The 17,648-nt window shown below is 61.5% G+C and carries 18 protein-coding genes; 10 read left to right on the forward strand and 8 right to left on the reverse strand.

The features are described from left to right. Window positions 1–6: 6 nt before the first annotated feature. Entirely contained in the window at window positions 7–1,410 is a 1,404-nt protein-coding gene (locus ACZ9H4_RS17915; protein ID WP_408148974.1) for an L-lactate MFS transporter, read from the reverse strand. 361 nt (window positions 1,411–1,771) lie between these two features. Then, on the reverse strand, window positions 1,772–3,091 hold the full coding sequence (shiA, locus tag ACZ9H4_RS17920; protein ID WP_476120067.1) for a shikimate transporter: 1,320 nt from the start codon (window positions 3,089–3,091) through the stop codon (window positions 1,772–1,774). Between the two features lie 391 nt (window positions 3,092–3,482). Between shiA and ACZ9H4_RS17925 the strand changes: the two genes are divergently transcribed. The 6 genes from ACZ9H4_RS17925 to ACZ9H4_RS17950 all read left to right on the forward strand — a co-directional run bounded on the left by ACZ9H4_RS17925 (window position 3,483) and on the right by ACZ9H4_RS17950 (window position 8,193). After that, window positions 3,483–3,698: a hypothetical protein gene (locus ACZ9H4_RS17925; RefSeq protein ID WP_408148978.1), complete on the forward strand. Its 216-nt coding sequence runs from the start codon at window positions 3,483–3,485 to the stop codon at window positions 3,696–3,698. Further along, window positions 3,676–4,395 carry a GntR family transcriptional regulator gene (locus tag ACZ9H4_RS17930; RefSeq protein WP_476120069.1) on the forward strand — a complete coding sequence of 240 codons (720 nt, stop codon included), beginning with the start codon at window positions 3,676–3,678 and terminating at the stop codon, window positions 4,393–4,395. Before ACZ9H4_RS17925 ends, ACZ9H4_RS17930 begins: the two co-directional genes overlap by 23 nt. Window positions 4,396–4,760: 365 nt before the next feature. Further along, window positions 4,761–5,042, forward strand: coding sequence for a hypothetical protein (locus tag ACZ9H4_RS17935; RefSeq protein ID WP_408156275.1), 282 nt, complete (start codon window positions 4,761–4,763; stop codon window positions 5,040–5,042). Between the two features lie 26 nt (window positions 5,043–5,068). Further along, window positions 5,069–6,316, forward strand: coding sequence for a formyl-CoA transferase (frc, locus tag ACZ9H4_RS17940; protein ID WP_408148982.1), 1,248 nt, complete (start codon window positions 5,069–5,071; stop codon window positions 6,314–6,316). A 60-nt stretch (window positions 6,317–6,376) separates the two neighbouring features. Next, window positions 6,377–7,198 carry a fumarylacetoacetate hydrolase family protein gene (locus ACZ9H4_RS17945; RefSeq protein ID WP_408148984.1) on the forward strand — a complete coding sequence of 274 codons (822 nt, stop codon included), beginning with the start codon at window positions 6,377–6,379 and terminating at the stop codon, window positions 7,196–7,198. A gap of 56 nt (window positions 7,199–7,254) precedes the next feature. Continuing rightward, window positions 7,255–8,193, forward strand: coding sequence for an NAD(P)(+) transhydrogenase (Re/Si-specific) subunit beta (locus tag ACZ9H4_RS17950; protein WP_476120072.1), 939 nt, complete (start codon window positions 7,255–7,257; stop codon window positions 8,191–8,193). Window positions 8,194–8,273: 80 nt separating this feature from the next. Here the strand turns inward: ACZ9H4_RS17950 and ACZ9H4_RS17955 are convergent, their stop codons facing one another. Then, window positions 8,274–8,582 carry an HAD family hydrolase gene (locus ACZ9H4_RS17955; RefSeq protein ID WP_476120074.1) on the reverse strand — a complete coding sequence of 103 codons (309 nt, stop codon included), beginning with the start codon at window positions 8,580–8,582 and terminating at the stop codon, window positions 8,274–8,276. A 96-nt stretch (window positions 8,583–8,678) separates the two neighbouring features. Further along, the gene (locus tag ACZ9H4_RS17960; RefSeq protein ID WP_175160082.1) at window positions 8,679–9,626 is read right to left on the reverse strand and encodes a LysR family transcriptional regulator; all 948 of its coding nucleotides are present in this window, start codon (window positions 9,624–9,626) and stop codon (window positions 8,679–8,681) included. Between the two features lie 398 nt (window positions 9,627–10,024). On the opposite strand from ACZ9H4_RS17960, the gene oxlT reads away from it, so the two are divergent. The 3 genes from oxlT to ACZ9H4_RS17975 all read left to right on the forward strand — a co-directional run bounded on the left by oxlT (window position 10,025) and on the right by ACZ9H4_RS17975 (window position 13,914). Continuing rightward, complete coding sequence (gene oxlT / locus ACZ9H4_RS17965) at window positions 10,025–11,368, forward strand: oxalate/formate MFS antiporter (protein WP_408148990.1); 1,344 nt, start codon at window positions 10,025–10,027, stop codon at window positions 11,366–11,368. A 30-nt stretch (window positions 11,369–11,398) separates the two neighbouring features. Continuing rightward, a complete protein-coding gene (locus ACZ9H4_RS17970; RefSeq protein ID WP_408148991.1) occupies window positions 11,399–12,379 on the forward strand; it encodes a LysR family transcriptional regulator in 981 nt (326 codons plus the stop codon). Window positions 12,380–12,462: 83 nt separating this feature from the next. Next, complete coding sequence (locus ACZ9H4_RS17975; RefSeq protein WP_408148993.1) at window positions 12,463–13,914, forward strand: aldehyde dehydrogenase family protein; 1,452 nt, start codon at window positions 12,463–12,465, stop codon at window positions 13,912–13,914. Window positions 13,915–14,009: 95 nt separating this feature from the next. On the opposite strand, the gene ACZ9H4_RS17980 is transcribed toward ACZ9H4_RS17975, so the two are convergent. Then, window positions 14,010–14,987, reverse strand: coding sequence for a 2-dehydropantoate 2-reductase (locus ACZ9H4_RS17980; RefSeq protein WP_408148995.1), 978 nt, complete (start codon window positions 14,985–14,987; stop codon window positions 14,010–14,012). A gap of 156 nt (window positions 14,988–15,143) precedes the next feature. Here ACZ9H4_RS17980 and ACZ9H4_RS17985 point away from each other — a divergent pair, with 156 nt between their 5' ends. Next, complete coding sequence (locus tag ACZ9H4_RS17985) at window positions 15,144–15,449, forward strand: hypothetical protein (protein WP_408156202.1); 306 nt, start codon at window positions 15,144–15,146, stop codon at window positions 15,447–15,449. On the opposite strand, the gene ACZ9H4_RS17990 is transcribed toward ACZ9H4_RS17985, so the two are convergent. The 3 genes from ACZ9H4_RS17990 to ACZ9H4_RS18000 form a co-directional block, all read right to left on the reverse strand. Further along, complete coding sequence (locus ACZ9H4_RS17990) at window positions 15,382–16,002, reverse strand: LysE family translocator (RefSeq protein WP_408148999.1); 621 nt, start codon at window positions 16,000–16,002, stop codon at window positions 15,382–15,384. The two genes, ACZ9H4_RS17985 and ACZ9H4_RS17990, sit on opposite strands and share 68 nt — an antisense overlap. A gap of 134 nt (window positions 16,003–16,136) precedes the next feature. Beyond that, window positions 16,137–16,679, reverse strand: coding sequence for a hypothetical protein (locus tag ACZ9H4_RS17995; RefSeq protein WP_408149069.1), 543 nt, complete (start codon window positions 16,677–16,679; stop codon window positions 16,137–16,139). Window positions 16,680–17,061: 382 nt separating this feature from the next. Continuing rightward, window positions 17,062–17,646 (reverse strand): IMPACT family protein, encoded by a 585-nt coding sequence (locus ACZ9H4_RS18000; protein WP_476120378.1) that lies wholly within the window; start codon window positions 17,644–17,646, stop codon window positions 17,062–17,064. Between the last annotated feature and the right edge of the window lie 2 nt (window positions 17,647–17,648).

Genomic DNA, 17,648 nt, shown 5'->3' on the forward strand with positions numbered 1-17,648 from the left:
ATCTCCTTAAGCGCCCTTGGCGAGTTGTGCGTCGGTCATGTGGTGCTTGTCATCCACACGCTTGACCAGCAGGTTGCAGACGAAGCCGATCACCAGCAGCACAGCCATGATATGAACGGTCATCGTGTAGGCGTCGGCTTTCGCGACGCCATTCGCGACTTCATACGCGCGGATGTAGTTCACCAGCACCGGACCGGCGACGCCCGCGGCGGCCCACGCCGTCAGCAGGCGGCCGTGAATACCACCGACGAAGGCCGTGCCGAACATGTCCGCGAGGTACGCGGGCACCGTCGCGAAGCCGCCGCCGTACATCGACAGGATCACGCAGTAGGCGAGCACGAACAGCGCGATCTGGCCGGAAGCCGCGAAACCCGGCACGAGGTAGTACAGCACCGCGCCGAGCACGAAGAAGATGAAGTAGGTGTTCTTGCGGCCAATCCAGTCCGACGCCGAGGCCCACAAGAAACGGCCACCCATGTTGAACAGCGACAAAAGGCCCACGAAGCCGGCTGCCGCAGCGGCCGTCACGGTGTTCTTGAAGCTCTCCTGGATCATCACCGAGGCCTGACCGAGAATGCCGATGCCGGCCGTCACGTTGAGGAACAGCACGAGCCAGATCAGATAGAACTGCGGCGTCTTCAATGCCTGGTCGATGTGCACGTGGTTACGCGAAATCATCTTGTTCTGACTCGTCGCGGGTGGCGTCCAGCCAGCCGGCTTCCAGTCGGGGGCCGGCACGCGAATCGCGAGTGCGCCGATCGACATCGAGATGAAGTAGGCGATACCGAGCACGACGAAGGTCTCGGCCACGCCGATGCTGGTCGCGCTGCGGAAGTGGTTCATCAACGCCACCGACAGCGGCGCGGCGATCATCGCGCCGCCGCCGAAGCCCATGATCGCCATGCCGGTCGCCATGCCGCGGCGGTCCGGGAACCAGCGGATCAACGTCGACACCGGCGAGACATAACCCAGTCCCAGCCCGATTCCGCCGATCACGCCATAGCCGAGATACAGCAGCGCGATCTGATGCAGGTACACGCCGAGTGCGGAGACCAGGAAGCCGCCGCCGAAGCAGCATGCGGCGGTAAACATCGTGCGGCGCGGGCCGACGTGTTCGAGCCATTTGCCGGCAAAGGCCGCCGACAAGCCGAGGAACACGATCGCCAGCGAAAAGATCCAGCCGAGAGCGGTCAGCGACCAGTCGTCGGCGGCCGATTGCGTAATGCCGATGACTTTGGTCAGCGGGCCGTTGAACACGGAAAACGCATACGCCTGGCCGATACACAGATGCACGGCAAGGGCTGCGGGCGGAACCATCCAGCGCGAAAACCCCGGCTTCGCGATGGTGGCCTGTTTCGAAAAGAAGGGGGCGGAGCCTGGCTGGCCGCCTGGCTCGGTAATGCTGCTCATCGTCGGTCTCCGGTGAGGAAAGCTTTGTTATCGGCGTTTCATACACAATGCTTGAGGCGGCGCAGTGTAAAGCTTGCGGGCTTTCGCGTCATCGATATATGCATTCTATTTTCATGTGACTCGGCCAAATTCATGAGGAATTTTGCTTTGACGAACGATAGGGCGCGAAGTTGGCCTTTGCAATATGAGGTGCAAAGACATAAGGCATTGTCCTGGTGAAATGCGACAGTAACCTTCGATGCGCGGCAACGCGGCGCGGACCGCCTAACGGTTACCGCGGGCGCAAAAAAGCAAACGGGCCGGCGGTGGCATCTGCGCCACGCCGGCCCGTTTGTTCTGGGCGGTTATGGATTGCCGGGTATCAGGCGACGCCGCGCCCGGTCTTCATTCTGGCCGCCACCAGCACGGAGATCAGGCAGCCGATCGCCAGGTACGCGGCCACCGGATGCCACGAGCCGCCAGCAAAGCTGACCAGCGCCACCGCGATGAACGGCGTGAAGCCGCCGCCGACCACGCTCGCCACCTGATAACCGACGCCCGCGCCGCTATAGCGGTACTCGGTACCGAACAGCTCGGTGAACATCGGCTGCTGCACGCTCACCACCATATCGTGCGCAACGTTCGCGAGCATGACCGCGAAGACCACGATCCACACCGTCGAGCGCGCGTCGAGTGCGAGGAAGAACGGCACCGCGCTGAACATGCCGACCAGCGCGCCGATGATGTACACGCGGCGGCGGCCGAAGCGGTCCGCCAGCAAGGCAAAGCACGGGATCGTCACGCAGCTCACCGCGCCGACCAGCAGGCCGATCGTCAGGAAGAATTCGCGCGGCATGTGCAGATTCGCCGTCGAGTAGTTCAGTGCGAACGCCGTCACGATGTACATCGTGAACAGCTCGGCAAGACGCAGCGCGATAATCAGCAGGAACGCTTTCGGATGCCGCAGCAGCGCTTCGACGATCGGCAGCCGCGCGCGACGCTCGCCGCGCTTGCCCACTTTTTCGACGAACTCCTTCGACTCTTCCATGCTCGAGCGGATCCACAGCGCGATCAGCACCAGCACGACACTGAACAGGAACGGCAAACGCCAGCCCCAGCTCAGGAACGACGCGTTGTCCATCGAACGGCTGATCAGCGCGACGAGGCCGGTCGACAGCACGAGGCCCACGCCATAGCCGACCTGCACGCCGCTGCTGTAGAACGCCTTTTTCTTTTCCGGCGCGCTTTCGACCGCCATCAGCGCCGCGCCGCCCCATTCGCCGCCGACCGCGAAGCCCTGAATCGCGCGCAAGGTCACGAGCAGCACCGGCGCCCACCAGCCGATCGCCGAAAAGGCCGGCAGCAGGCCGATCGCCGCGGTCGACAGACCCATCATCATCACCGTGAGGACGAGCATTCGCTTGCGGCCGAGGCGGTCGCCGTAGTGGCCGAACACGAAGCCGCCGAGCGGACGGAACAGGAAGCCGACGCCGAAGGTCGCGAACGCCGCGAGCGTGCCCATCGCCGGGCTGACTTTCGGGAAGAACTCGGCGTTGAACACCAGCGCCGCGACGATGCCGTACAGCAGAAAGTCGTACCAGTCGACCACGGCGCCGACGAAACCGCCGAGCGCCGCCTTGCGCGCCTGGTTGCGCGCTTTCTGGTGGTCGGCCATCGCGGCTGTCGGGAGGGTGCTGCTCATTGTCGTTGTCTCCTTGAAATGCTCGGATTGCAGGGTGAGACCGGGCGGAGCGGGCAGCGCCGTGGCCGCCGTCGATCCGCTCAGAATGTCCGGAAGGTTAATGATGCGAAGCGGATCTCACAATCCGCGCGGGGGTGAAACTGCGCGATCATCGGACGCGTCTGCGCGCATAGCGCGCGTTTTGCGCGTTTACACCGAGCGTCGGCCAATGATCAGGCGCGGATCGAAGCGGCCAGCTGGCAAACCAACCGGGCTGGCGCGTGCTAACTTGGGGAATGTGAGCGTTACGTGAAAACAACATTTACTGATATACTACATACCGAATATTGAAAAATGCGGCGATGCAGCATATGATTGAGTCATTCGTTCACTCAATCGTTTGGAGTTACAAATGGAATTTGTGTCTCTTCTGCTGCTCGCCATTGCTGTTGTGGGTTTGGGCGCCTCCGCCACCGTTCTGCTGACCGACTGGATTCCGCAATCGGTCGCGCAGCTTGCATCGCAACATGGCCGGTTCATCGGTCTGGGCGAGCAACCGCGCGGGGCGACGTCGTATCGCGCGCATGTTCAATCCGAGGCGATGAATGTCGTCAGAACTTCAAACTGAAACAGTGGCAACACCGTTGACCTTGTCATTGCAGCCGATCGGCGCGAGCGCGAGCTTGCGTGATCAGGCGTACGCGATGCTGCGCCAGGCGATCGCCGACGCGGATATATACCAGAATCGCGATGAAATCCGCCTCGACGAACGCGTGCTGAGCGAATCGCTCGGCGTGAGCCGCACGCCCGTACGCGAAGCGATGACGCTCCTCGAACAGGAGGGCTTTCTGCGCATGGTGCCGCGGCGCGGTATTTATATCGTGCGCAAGAGCAAGCGCGAAATTGTCGAGATGATCCAGATGTGGGCGGCGCTCGAAAGCATGGCGGCGCGGCTCGCCACGCTGCACGCCTCGGACGGGGAAATCGCCCGTCTGCGCCACATGTTCGACAATTTCCGCGATGCGACGCCGGCCGAGCATATCGCCGAGTATTCGGACGCCAACATCGCGTTTCATCAGGCAATCGTCGAATTGTCGAAGTCGCAGATCATTCTCGACACGATCAAGAACATCTTCATCCACGTGCGGGCGATCCGTCGCATGACGATTTCGCAGAGCGACCGCGCGTCGCGCTCGATCGTCGATCATCTGCGGATCATCGAGGCGCTGGAGCGACGCGATACCGAGCTGGCCGAACGGCTCGTGCGTCAGCATTCGCTGGATCTCGCGGCATTCGTCGAGGCGAATTGCGATTTTCTAGATTGATGGCTGCGTAAGCGATTGACCGGCGTTGCCGGCGAAGAGGCCCGCGGTGTGCAAACACCGCGGGCCTTTTTGTTTGTGCGTGGCTCGCGGGACAGGGATAACCCATCCTTGACGGCCTAAAAAATATGGTATGTGATATATCAACTTTCCGAATCAGCCATCTGTCGACTCGGTATTTTCCCGAGCCGCACCCGAAACCGCAGTCGCTTTTTCGTTGCAAAGCCGCGACCAGCAAGCCGTAGCGGCAAGTGTTCCGACGCACACGCATCTCGAAATTGGCCTTGCTTGAATCTGATATATCACATACGGTATGTGGCAGAGACGGTGCCGGCATAAGCGCCAAAGCAACGACACAGGAGACAACCATGTCTGCAGTTGTTTCATCGCTGAACCCGAGGGACAGGATGACGGCCGACGACACGCTCCGGCAGAAGACGCGCAATGCCGCTGTCATCTCGGGCGGACCCCTGTTCGCCGACGTGCTCGGCAGCCACGGCGAGGAAGTGCGCGACCCCGCGCAGATCGCCAGCGCGTTGCAGCGCGGTCGCGAAGCGATTCATCGGACCGGCCGTTCGGCGGTCGTCAATATCTGGGTCGACCCGTGCGAGTACGCGCCGGGCACGAAGAACCAGACCATGTACACGTAAAACACAAGGCCTTCAGGAGATAGGACATGGGCAAAGCACTCGACGGTGTACGCATTCTCGATTTCACGCATGTGCAATCGGGGCCAACCTGCACGCAATTGCTGGCATGGTTCGGCGCGGATGTGATCAAAGTGGAGCGGGCCGGGGCGGGCGACATCACGCGCGAGCAGTTGCGCGATATTCCCGACGTGGACAGCCTGTACTTCACGATGCTCAACCACAACAAGCGTTCGGTCACGATCGATACGAAGAACCCCGAAGGCAAACTGGTTCTCGAAGCGCTGATCCAGAAATGCGATGTACTGGTCGAGAACTTCGCGCCGGGCGCGCTGGATCGCATGGGCTTCACGTGGGAGCGGATCCAGGAGCTGAATCCGCGCATGATCGTCGCGTCGGTGAAGGGCTTCGGTCCCGGACCTTATGAGGACTGCAAAGTCTACGAGAACGTCGCGCAATGCGCGGGCGGCGCGGCGTCGACCACCGGCTTCGACGACGGGCCGCCGGTCGTGACGGGCGCGCAGATCGGTGACAGCGGGACGGGTTTGCATCTGGCGCTCGGCATCGTCACGGCGTTGTATCAGCGCACGCAGAGCGGTCGCGGGCAACGCGTGCTCGCCGCCATGCAGGACGGCGTGCTCAATCTGTGCCGCGTGAAACTGCGTGACCAGCAGCGGCTCGATCGCACCGGCACGATGAAAGAGTATCCGCAATATCCGAATGGGACGTTCGGGGAAGCGGTGCCGCGTGCCGGCAATGCTTCGGGCGGCGGTCAGCCGGGCTGGATTCTGAAGTGCAAGGGCTGGGAGACGGACCCGAATGCGTACATCTACTTCATCACGCAAGCGCCGGTGTGGGCGAAGATCTGCAACGTGATCGGCAAGGAAGAGTGGGCGACGGATCCCGACTATGCGACGCCCGCCGCGCGTCTGCCGCACCTGAAAGAGATCTTTGCCGAGATCGAGCGCTGGACCATGACCAAGACGAAATTCGAGGCCATGCAGATCCTCAACAAATACGACATCCCGTGCGGGCCGATCCTGTCGATGAAGGAAATCGCCGAGGAGCCGTCGTTGCGCAAAACCGGCACGATCGTCGAAGTGGATCATCCGACGCGCGGCAAGTATCTGACCGTTGGCAATCCTATCAAACTGTCCGACAGTCCGACTGACGTCACACGTTCGCCCCTGCTGGGCGAGCATACCGACGAAGTGATGGCCGAACTCGGCTATTCGCCCGAGCAGATCAGCGCGTTGCGCACGGCCGGCGCGATCTGAGTGCGCGGAAGTCGAAATCAGTCAACCCAGGATTGTCCTGGAACGCTCAAGGAGCGAGGTATGGATACGTGGATGCGGTTCATGTCGAACGACGGTGGCATCGTGTTCGGCCGTGTCGAAGGTGGCTATTTGCATGAATACGAAAGTCTCGAACAACCGGTGCCGACCGGCGCGGTATTGTCGACGCGCGCGCTGACGCCGCTCGCGCCGTGCGCGCCCGGCAAGGTCATCGCGCTGTGGAACAACTTTCACGCGCTGGCGGCGAAGCTCGACAAGCCGGTGCCCACGCATCCGCTTTTTCTGCTGAAACCGGCGGCCTCGGTGATCGGCGCGGGTGCGCCAATCCGGCGGCCTGTCAGTTACGCGGGCAAGATCGTCTACGAAGGCGAGCTGGGCATCGTGATCGGCCGGCGTTGCCGCGACGCGACTCTGGAGGAGGCCGCCGACGCGATTTTCGGCTACACACTCGTCAACGACGTGACCGCAGCGGATCTGCTGAACGAGAATCCGCATTTTCCGCAATGGTGCCGCGCGAAAGGTTTCGATACGTTCTGTTGTATCGGGCCGGCGATCGTCTCCGGGTTCGCGTGGCAGCAGGCGCATCTCGTGACGAAGCTCGACGACGTCGAGCGGCAGAACTATCCGCTCGCCGATATGGTTTTCTCGCCCGCGCAGCAGGTGAGTCTGATCTCGCAGGACCTCACGCTCGAACCCGGCGATGTGATCGCGTGCGGTACGTCGGTCGGCGTCGGATCGATCAAGGATGGCGCGACCGTGTCGATCACGATCGACGGGATCGGTACGCTCAGCAATACGTTGAGCGCCGCTCGCGCGGAGCCGGTCGCACCGGTACCGCCGGGCGTCGCGGCGGGTGTGGTCTGACGGTGAACTGAATCATCGGTCCAGCAGTTTTTGCATCGCAACTCGAAGGAGTACGCATGCTGCAGGCGTCTGACAGTACCGCATGGATGGGCGTGCTCTTCTCGCTGGCCGCCGGTCTCGGTGCGGCGTTGATCTCCGTGTTGACGGTTGCGCTTGCAGCGGTCGGGCAACGGCAGCTCGAAATGCGGGCGACGCGTCGGCCGTACTGGCATGCGGGCGCATTCGCAGCCGTGTTCACGGGACTGTTCGCCGCGGGAATGGGAGCGGGCGGGGCGGTGGTCGACGCCGCGCTGCTGGGCGCCGTACTCGGAGCGTGGCTCGTACGCGGTTGCGATCTGACGCGGCGGCCGCGTCTCGTTGCGCTACTGGGCAGCGGCATGGGACTCGCTGTCATGTCGGGCGGCATCGTGCGCTATTTGTCGACGGATGCGCGGGAAAGCGCCGAGCGTATCGAACTCTATGCAGCCGTGTTCATCGGCGCACTGATCTTCGCGACTTCCGCGATTGCGTTCTGCAAATTACGCGGCGCATTGCAGTTGAATACGATCGCGCGGCCGGGCCACCGCATCGTCAATCTGTTCGCGATGGTGCTCTGCGGATGGCTCGGTTACGGCTTCGCAACCGAGCAGGCGCAGCCGTTTGGACTCGCTGCATTGCTTGCAATGAGCGCGCTGGCGTCCGCCATGGGCGCGCATCTGATGATCAGCCGCGAGTATTGCGTCGGTCACGGCGAAGGGCGGGCGTTGCACGCGCACGCTTTCGCCGCACGTTGCGATGGTGTGGACATGGGCAAGGGAGGGCTGCTCGCGCGCATCGAGTGGCATGGCGGCGAAGAACTGGCGTGGGCACTGCGCGACATGACGCCGGGCACGATCCGTACGGTAGCGTATCGACACCGCGGACACCGCGCGAGCCGGCATGACAGCGGGCGCGCGAACAGACGTCAACGCGCGTGTGTTCGCCATCGTCCGACTCATTTCACGGCACGCCATTGAAGATGAGCCAATGCATGAATGCGCAAACTCATCGACTCGCAGACGCGACGCACGGCGGGACCATGATCCCGCCTGTGTCCTCAAGCGCCTGCGGCCGCGAACTCGCTGTAGTACCGGTCCTTCTTGTGCAGGATCATTTGCGCGAGAAAGTCGGCGTCGTAGGCGCGGTGAAGATGACTGTGATACCGCTCGATGTACGCGGTGATGCGCGCGACTTCGCCATTGAATTCCCTCAGCAGTTCGAGCGTCGCGTGATCCCAGCGGAATCGCAGTCCGAGGTCGCTGAACGCGGCATTGTATGCGCTCAGATGGGCGTCGTCAGAAGCGTCCATGGAAAGACGGACGGCGCGCGTGCCGCTGGTATGAGACTCAACCGGAGCATGGTTCATGATCGGCCTCCTGGGCTGACAAGTGAGAGAACTCGCTTGCAGCATAGAAGTACCGGTCAATTTGAAATAGTTAAAGTTTTATTGGGTGTCCATAGCTTACTGCTTATACACGCTCAATTCCTTGACGCGCGTGATCTTCTCGATCAGGTTCGCGCCTTCCTCCATCAGGAAGCGTTTGAAGGCGACCGCCACCGGTGGCAGGCGCTTGTTCTTCCGGTGCACGACGTACCAGTTGAGCATGACGGGAAAGCTCTCGACATCGAGCACAACCAGATGTCCCAGCTGCAATTCGAGGCTGATCGTATGCGCGGACAGGAACGCGATGCCCATGCCGGCGATCACCGCCTGCTTGATCGTCTCGGTGCTCTTGATCTCCATGGCGATCTTCAGATTGGAGAGGCGTCCCGCAAAACCTTCTTCCATCGAATTCCACGTGTCCGAACCGCGCTCGCGCACGATGAAGGCCTCGTTCGCGAGTTGACTCATCCGGATGTTGCGTTTCTGCGCGAGCGGATGTGTGGGCGCCGCCACGATGACATACGGGTGCGGTGCAAACGGCTCGTTGGTCGCGTCGGTCTCGTGCGGCGGGCGCACCATGACGGCGAGATCGGTCTGGTTGGTCGCGAGTTGATGCAGCAGTTCTTCGCGATTGTGCACGGCAAGATTGAGAACGACGCCGGAATAGCGGCGTGTGAATTCGGCGAGTACGCGCGGAAAGAAGTAGTCGCCCGCGCTAATTACCGCGACATTCAGCTTGCCGCCGGAGACGCCTTTGAGCTGGGACATCGCTTCGTCGACTTCGTGGAACTGCTGAATGATCGCGCGACTGTAGTGAAGCATTTCGGTGCCGGCCGGCGTCAGATAGATCTTTTTACCGAGCTGTTCGAACAGCGGCAGTCCCGCATGTTCTTCGAGCTGCCGGACCTGGGTGGAGACGGCGGGCTGCGTCAGATGCAATTCTTCTGCGGCACGCGAAAAGCTCAGGTGGCGCGCCACTGTTTCGAAGACCTTCAGTTGCCGTAGAGTCGCATTGCGCATCGTCATGGCCGATGTATAAGCAAATATGAATCGACATAATAACAAACTTTAATTATTAGTAATTCAGCAATGACCCTAGCATCAGCCTGTATAAGAAAACGAAATTGTCGTCACAGCATTCGGGTTAACGCTTGGATGTCAGGCGTGGCGGACGAGGCAGCCGGTCAAGATATCCTGTTGACGGTTAATTGATCGGAATAAAGAAGTTTTGAAAAATGCGATGAATAAAAACCGGGTGTTTTAAAGAAGTGGATTAGAGAGGCAAATATTAAATATCCCCGAAAGGCAAGGCTTTTTGGGTTCTAACCATAAGGTGGGACGCATACAGCGCGGCGCGTCCTCCGAGGGCACTTTCCTTCGGGGCGTCGACCGGCTGCACCAGACAAATAGCGGAGACAAGACTCATGGACAATATCACCGAGGAAACAACGACCCGCAGGTTTTTGGGGAATCGTTGGTGGCAGCTCGTGATCGGCATCGCATGCATGGCGCTGGTGGCTAATCTGCAATACGCATGGACGCTGTTCGTCGCGCCGATGAACGCCAGGCATCATTGGGGTGAAGCGTCAATTCAGCTTGCCTTCACGATTTTCATTCTGACCGAAACGTGGCTCGTGCCGCTCGAAGGTTTGCTGGTCGACAAATTCGGGCCACGGCCGGTGGTCGCGGTGGGTGCCTTATGCGCGGGCTTGTCGTGGGTCATGAATTCGTATGCGACGACATTGGGCGTTCTGTACGCGTCCGCAGTGATTGGCGGCATCGGCGCGGGCGCCGTGTACGGCACGTGTGTCGGCAATGCGCTGAAATGGTTTCCCGACCGACGCGGTCTCGCAGCGGGTCTGACGGCTGCGGGCTTCGGCGCGGGCGCGGCGATTACGGTGATTCCGATTGCCAACATGATCACGCGCTCGGGTTTCGAACACACGTTCTTCTTCTTCGGCATTTTGCAAGGCGTCAGCATTTTCGTGCTCGCGATGCTGTTGGTCCGGCCGGTGCTGCGTCAGCAAGGTATGCGCAAGAGCAAGTTCGCCGTGTCGAAGGCCGACTTCACGTCGCGCCAGATGATCAAGACACCGGTATTCTGGGTGATCTATGTGTCGTTCGTGGCGGTTGCCGCAGGCGGGCTGATGGCGACGGCGCAGATCGGCCCGATCGCGAGAGACTGGGGGCTTGCCCGCATTCCGATGTCGTTCCTCGGACTGACGTTGCCGCTGCTCACCGCCACGCTTTCGATCGACAACATCCTCAACGGCTTGACACGCCCGCTGTGCGGTTTCATCTCCGACAAGATCGGCCGCGAAAATACGATGTTCGTGATCTTCATCGGCGAGGGCCTCGCACTGCTCGGCTTGATGCAGTTCGGCACCAATCCGTATGCGTTCATGGTTTTCGCCGGGCTGATCTTCCTGTTCTGGGGTGAGATCTTCTCGATCTTTCCGGCAATCTGCGCCGATACTTTCGGCAGCAAATACGCGACGGCGAATGCGGGTACCTTGTACACCGCGAAGGGTACGGCGGCTTTGCTCGTGCCGATCGCATCGGTACTGGCGGCCGCGGGCGGCTGGAATCTCGTCTTTATCGTCTCCGCGGTCATCACGATCGCCGCCGGCGTCTCGGCGAAATTCATCCTCGCACCGATGCGCTCGCGCTGGATCGAGTCGCACAACGAGCCTCAAGGCGCGCTGGCGGTCGCGGGCAACGGCAATGCTTCGCGGCTGAGCCATTGGCCCGAACAGACCGGGGAATAGCATGAACTGCCCGCGCCCGGCGCAGACGTCATGAACGTTTCGCTGCAGCAGCTCAAGGTGTTCGTTGCCGTCGCGCGTGAGCGGAGTTTCACGCGCGCGGCGCGCGAGTTCGATCTGACGCAATCGGCGGTGAGCCGCTGTGTGCGCGAGCTCGAAGATGCCGTTGAATTGAAACTGTTCGATCGCACCACACGCCAGGTTGAACTGACCCATGCGGGTGCGAGCCTCGAGCGCCGGATTGGGCGGCTGCTCGACGAGATCGAACTGACTTTGCTCGAAGAGCGCGCCGCTTACGACGGACATACCGGTGTCGTGGTGCTGGCAAGCAATCCGGTGTTGTCGTCGAGTTGGGTTGCGCAGGCGCTTGCACGTTGCGCATCGGCGTTTCCCGAGCTGATCGTATCCGTCAGGGATCAGCCGCAATGTGGTGTACTCGCGAGCGTGGAGCAAGGCGAAGTGGACTTCGGCCTGGTGTCGTTGGCCCAGCCGTTCGACAATGAATTGCTGCACGCGCAGGTGATCTTCAGGACGCCGCTGCATGCGGTGATTCCTCCCACCCATCCATTGGCCAGTCATGACAGCGTTGCATGGCGAGCTTTACGGGAGTGCTCGCTCATCACGCTGAATGCGGACACGGGTGTGCGCACGGCGCTTGAGCTCGCGTTCAGCACCAATGAATTGAAGCGGCGCCCGCTGCAGGAACTCGGCCATGTGGCGGCCGTGTCGCGCATGGTCGAACTGGGCCTCGGTGTCGGCGTGCTGCCTGTCGATGCGCATTGGCCGGCACCGGGGGGATCGCTGGTGAGCCGGCCTTTGGTGCCCGAAGTGACCGTGACTACCTTCCTCGTGCATCGCCGGAACCGCTCTTTACGACCCAACGCCGCGGCGGCCTGGACACAGTTCGCCGCGCCGGAGTCTATCGATGCACACGGCGGCGCGACATCATCTCCTTCGCAAGCGATCACAGGGCCGGCATTTGCGCCGCGCGGCGCCCTTTTGCATGAGCCTTAGCGTCAGCCGCGATGGCCGGCACGTCTGCCCAAACGATTCGCCGCGATCAGCCACACGACAATATCCATTCAAGGAGCTTCATGATGGAAACTGAAACCGACCTCAGGCGCCATGATCTGCTGATCGACGGCAAGCGTTTGCCGCCGGGCACAGGCGAGTATTCCGTCGATATCAATCCGGCCACCGAAGAACCCATTGCGCTGGTGGCGCAGGGCAGCGCCGCCGACGTGGATGCGGCGGTGCACGCCGCGCGCGCTGCGCTGAAAGTGTGGAATTCGATTCGTGCGGCAGAGCGTGGCCGCATTCTGATGCGTCTCGCCGGCCTGATGCGCGCCAACCTCGACGAGATCGCCGCGCTAGAAAGTCTCGACGCCGGCAAGCCGATTGCCTCGGTGATGCGCCAGGACATTCCGGCCGCGATCGATACGCTCGAATATTACGCAGGCTGGTGCGACAAGATCAACGGTCAGGTGGTGCCGACGCGGCCCGATGCGTTAACGTACACGTTGCGCGAGCCGGTCGGCGTGGTCGCCGCGATCGTGCCGTGGAATTTCCCGCTGATGATCGGCATGTGGAAGATCGCGCCGGCGCTCGCGTGCGGTTGCACGCTGATCGTCAAGCCCGCGGAGATCACGCCGCTCACCGCGTTACGCATCGGCGAGCTGGCGCTCGAAGCGGGCGTGCCGCCCGGCGTGCTGAATATCGTCACCGGCAAAGGACGGGTGGTCGGCGATGCGCTGGTGGCACACCCGGGTGTCGACAAGGTGACCTTCACGGGCTCGCCGTCAGTCGGGCGCGGCATTTTGCAAGGCGCGGCCGGCAATTTCAAGCGCGTCACGCTCGAACTCGGCGGCAAGTCGGCGAACCTGATTTTCCCCGATGCAAATCTCGACAATGCGGTGCGCGCCGCAGCATCGGGGATTTTCTTCAATACCGGTCAGGTGTGTTCGGCGGGCTCGCGCATTCTCGCCCATCGCGACGTGTACGACGAAGTGGTCGAGCGTCTCGCCGCGCGTGCGAAGTCGATCAAGGTCGGCGATCCGTCGGCGCGCGAAACGTCGATGGGCCCGCTCATCTCCGCCGCGCAGATGAAGACCGTGTTGGGCTATGTCGACGCGGGACGAGCCGAAGGCGCGTCGCTCGTGACCGGCGGTGCGAGAATCGGCGAGCGCGGCTTCTTCGTCGAACCGACGGTGTTCGCCAACGTCGAGCACGAAATGCGCATTTCGCAGGAGGAGATTTTCGGGCCGGTCGCCAGCGTGATTCGCTTCAACGACGAGGCCGATGCGTTAAGGATTGCCAATGGTACGGCGTATAGCCTCGCGGCCGGTGTATGGAGCGCAGACATTGGCCGGGTGCATCGGGTGGCGCGGGATCTGAAAGCGGGCACCGTGTGGATCAATACCTACGGCTATACCGACGTGCGGCTGCCGTGGGGCGGGTCCGGCGATTCAGGCTTCGGCCGCGAACACGGCGACGTCGCGATTGAGAACTTCACCGAGCCGAAGGCGGTGTGGCTGGCAATCGATCAATAGCGGCATAGTAAAAAAGAAGGATCGAACGCGCCAGGCGTTCGATCCTTTTTTATTGCAGCGGCAACAGGAATAGCCGAAAAGCCCGCGACGTTCGATCAGTTGCCCTGCAATGCCATGCGCTCGCGCAGTTTGATCAGCGCCAGCACCACGTCGATAGTGGGCGTGGGTTCGGCGACGAGACGTCCCATCTCCTGCACGACCGTCAACAATGGATCGATCTCCATCGGACGGCGATTCTCCAGATCGACCAGCGTCGACGTCTTATGCGCGCCGACCGCGCCCGCACCGTCGATCCGCTTTTCCACATCGACGCGAAAGTGCACGCCGAACTGATCGGCAATCCGCTTGGCTTCGAGCATCATCGTGCGGGATACCGCGCGCGTGCCCGGGTCGCTGGTGAGCACGTCGAGCGTGGCGTGCGTCAATGCGCTGATCGGATTGAAGCACAGATTGCCCCACAGCTTGAGCCAGATTTCGTCGCGGATGTTGTCGCGAATCGGCGCCTCGAAACCCGCCGCCTGCATGATGTCGTGCAGTTGCTGAATGCGCGGCGTGCGCTCGCCGCTTGGCTCGCCGATCGGGAATTTCTTGCCGTACACATGTTTGATCACGCCCGGTTCGACGATCTCCGCAGCGGGATACAGCACGCAACCGATCGCGCGTTCGGGGCCGAGCTTCGTCCATTGACCGCCGTCCGGGTCGACGCTCGCGAGGCGCGTGCCGGCGAAGCGCCCGCCATGTTGATAGAAGTACCAGTAGGGAATGCCGTTGACGCCGGTGACGATCGCCGTGTGTTTGCCGAGCAGAGGCTGCATGGCGTCGACCACGCCAGGCAGCGAATGTGCCTTTAGCGTGACGATCACGAAGTCTTGCACGCCGAGTTCGCGCGGGTCGGACGTACAGCGAACCGGTGCGCTGTATGTCTCGCCGTCCATGATCAGACGCGCGCCATGCTCGCGCATGGCCGCCAGATGCGCGCCGCGCGCGATGAAACTCACGTCCGCGCCTGCACGGGCGAGTTGCACGCCCATCAGGCCGCCAATCGCCCCCGCTCCAAAGATGCAGATCTTCATGATGCCGCTCCAATGACTGTGAGAAGTCGGTCGCCCGTAGCGTAGCCAACGGGTCACTGTTCGAGGATAAGGGGGGGCGACGAAAGCAGATAGTTAAAGTTTCTGGTCCGATGCATTAGGTATCGGTTATGGAAGGACGATGCGCATCGGCGCAGCATGGCGAGTTTGCCGGACGCAGGCTTTCGTGCGGTGGCGACGTTCAACACGCGAGGCACGACGCAGCCGGGCGTGCATGATTTGCCTTCATTCGCAGGTCTGCGCGAATTCGACGAATTCAGCGGCGACCTCGTCAATGTGCTCTGCATGTCCGATGTGCGCGGTCTCGCGATGGTCGATTGGAATGTGGCCGATCCTGAAAGGCTGGGGCTTTGCGCCTTCCCTCCCATATTCACCTTCAACCCCGCCTCACCAACAAAAAACTCACCCCGATCGCCGCCAGAAACCCGCCGCAAAAGCGATTAAACCACCGCCTGACCCGCGCCCGCACCAACCATTTCCCGAGATACATCCCGGCCCACGAATAGAGCGCAATCGCTACCCATTCGAGCACCAGAAAACTCGCGCCGAGCACCGAGAACTGCGGCACGATTGGCCTCGCAACATCGACGAACTGCGGCAGAAACGCGGTAAAGACCAGAATCGCCTTCGGATTGCCGGCCGCGACGAGGAACTCACGCCACGCAATTCGACCGAGTGACGTGTCCTGCGGTTGCGACGTATCGATGGTGGGCGCATCGCTGCGCCACAGTTGAATGGCAAGCCAGATCAGATACGCTGCGCCAGCCAGTTTGATCGCAAGAAAGAACCACTCCGACGCGTGCAGCACGACTGCAAGACCGGTTGCGGCGAGTACCAGCATCATCGCGAATGCAACCAGACGCCCGGTGCCGCCGACGAACGCCTTCAGGAATCCATGACGCGCGGCCACATTGATCGACAACAGGTTGTTGGGCCCGGGCGCGAGGTTGATAGCGAAACAGGCGGGCAAAAAGAAAAGCCAGGCGGTGATGGACATGATGGCTCGCGCGATGAACGGCAGATTGCAGGGGGAATCGCGCGGCGCGATGGCCGTCATGGCCGTCGGGGCCGGCGCGCCACCCGTGGTCATGCAATTGTAGCGAAACGCGCGCGCACCCCACGCCGACGGGTTCAATTCACCGCTTTGACAAATCCGGGATCGCTAATCAACGAATCGACGCTCAGCTTGACGGTATCTTCGATCGCGATCGTACTACTGGTAAATTTCGGCGACTTCTGTTTGACCGTCTTGACGGTCGTGAACACGATTTGACGGGTAGCGGAGTCGGTAACCACGTAGCGCATCTTCAGCGTCCAGAACGCCGGCGAGCGCGCATCGTCGACGGTGAACATCTCGATGCTGCCGCTCAGCACCCGCTTGCGATCGTTGAGACGAAACCCCGCGACCTGCAAACTGTTCGCCACGCCGTTGCGCACGGTTTCGTTAATGTCGTCCTTAAGTACGATGCCGGTCATCGCGGTGTTCTCGATGCGGTTCGGCGAAACACGTCCGCTGCGAGCGGGCACGTAGGCGAACTCGTGGGCAGGGGCGACGCTGAGCGATCCGGTGGAATGCGCGGCCGCGCGCGGTGCACTGCTATTCAGGCCGAACCACGACCATGAGCACGCCGACAGCATCAACGGCAACGCAATGAGGCCGCAACCCCTGAGCAGGGTAGTGCTCAACGTTGAATCCATGGCACTGGCCGGGCGCGGCAGAGACGGGCTTCGTCGCGGCGATTCAGGCGTTGTGCTGGAGAAAGCGGCGGTCGAGGTCAGAGGCGTTGCCCTTTTTAATGGAGACATCCGGTAGAGAACAGCATGGTAACAGTGAGCCGACGTCGGAGCCCTTCTGGGTGACACGGTTCGCGCTCCCTGTCGTATCGGCGCGAATCGCTTCATCATACAGAGCCGTTTTTTCAATAGACACCGCGTCATTAACGCGTTGTCATATTTTTACCATTTACGTACCGTGCAGTCCTGCTCCCTGCTCCCTGCTTCCTGCTTCCTACTTCCTACTTGCGGTCTCGCAAAGGAGAGCAACACCGGTGGACCATCAAAAGAAACCCGCTTTTCCCTGAGTCATATCCACCAGCACTCGCTGAGCCTCTTCGAGCTTATTGACGGGTAACCGGATCGTCATCTTCACCAGCATGCCATATGCGCTATCCACAAGCGTATATTCCTCGGCTTCGATCCATCGGCGAACCTTGGCTTCATCGGCATAACTCACTTCGACGATTAACGAAACCTGAGCAATCCTCTCGATTCGAGGCGCATCCAGCAGGGCGGAGGCGATTGCATCCGTGTAGGCGCGCACGAGACCGCCGGCGCCGAGTTTCACGCCGCCGTAGTAGCGCACGACGGCGGCCAGCACGCCGTCCAGATCATGATGACGCAATACTTCGAGAATCGGCCGTCCCGCGGTACCGGACGGTTCGCCGTCGTCGGACATACCGGACTGGCCGCCGGCCAGCAACGCCCAGCACACATGCGTCGCGGCAGGATGTTCGTCGCGCAGCCGACGCAGCTCGGCCATCGCTGCATCACGGTCGGCAACCGGTATTGCATAGGCAATGAATCGGCTCTTGCGAATCTCGAGTTCCGCGCTCAGCGCTGCGGGCAAGGTATAGGTGGGCAAGG

Source organism: Paraburkholderia sp. TE9906, assembly GCF_056279605.1.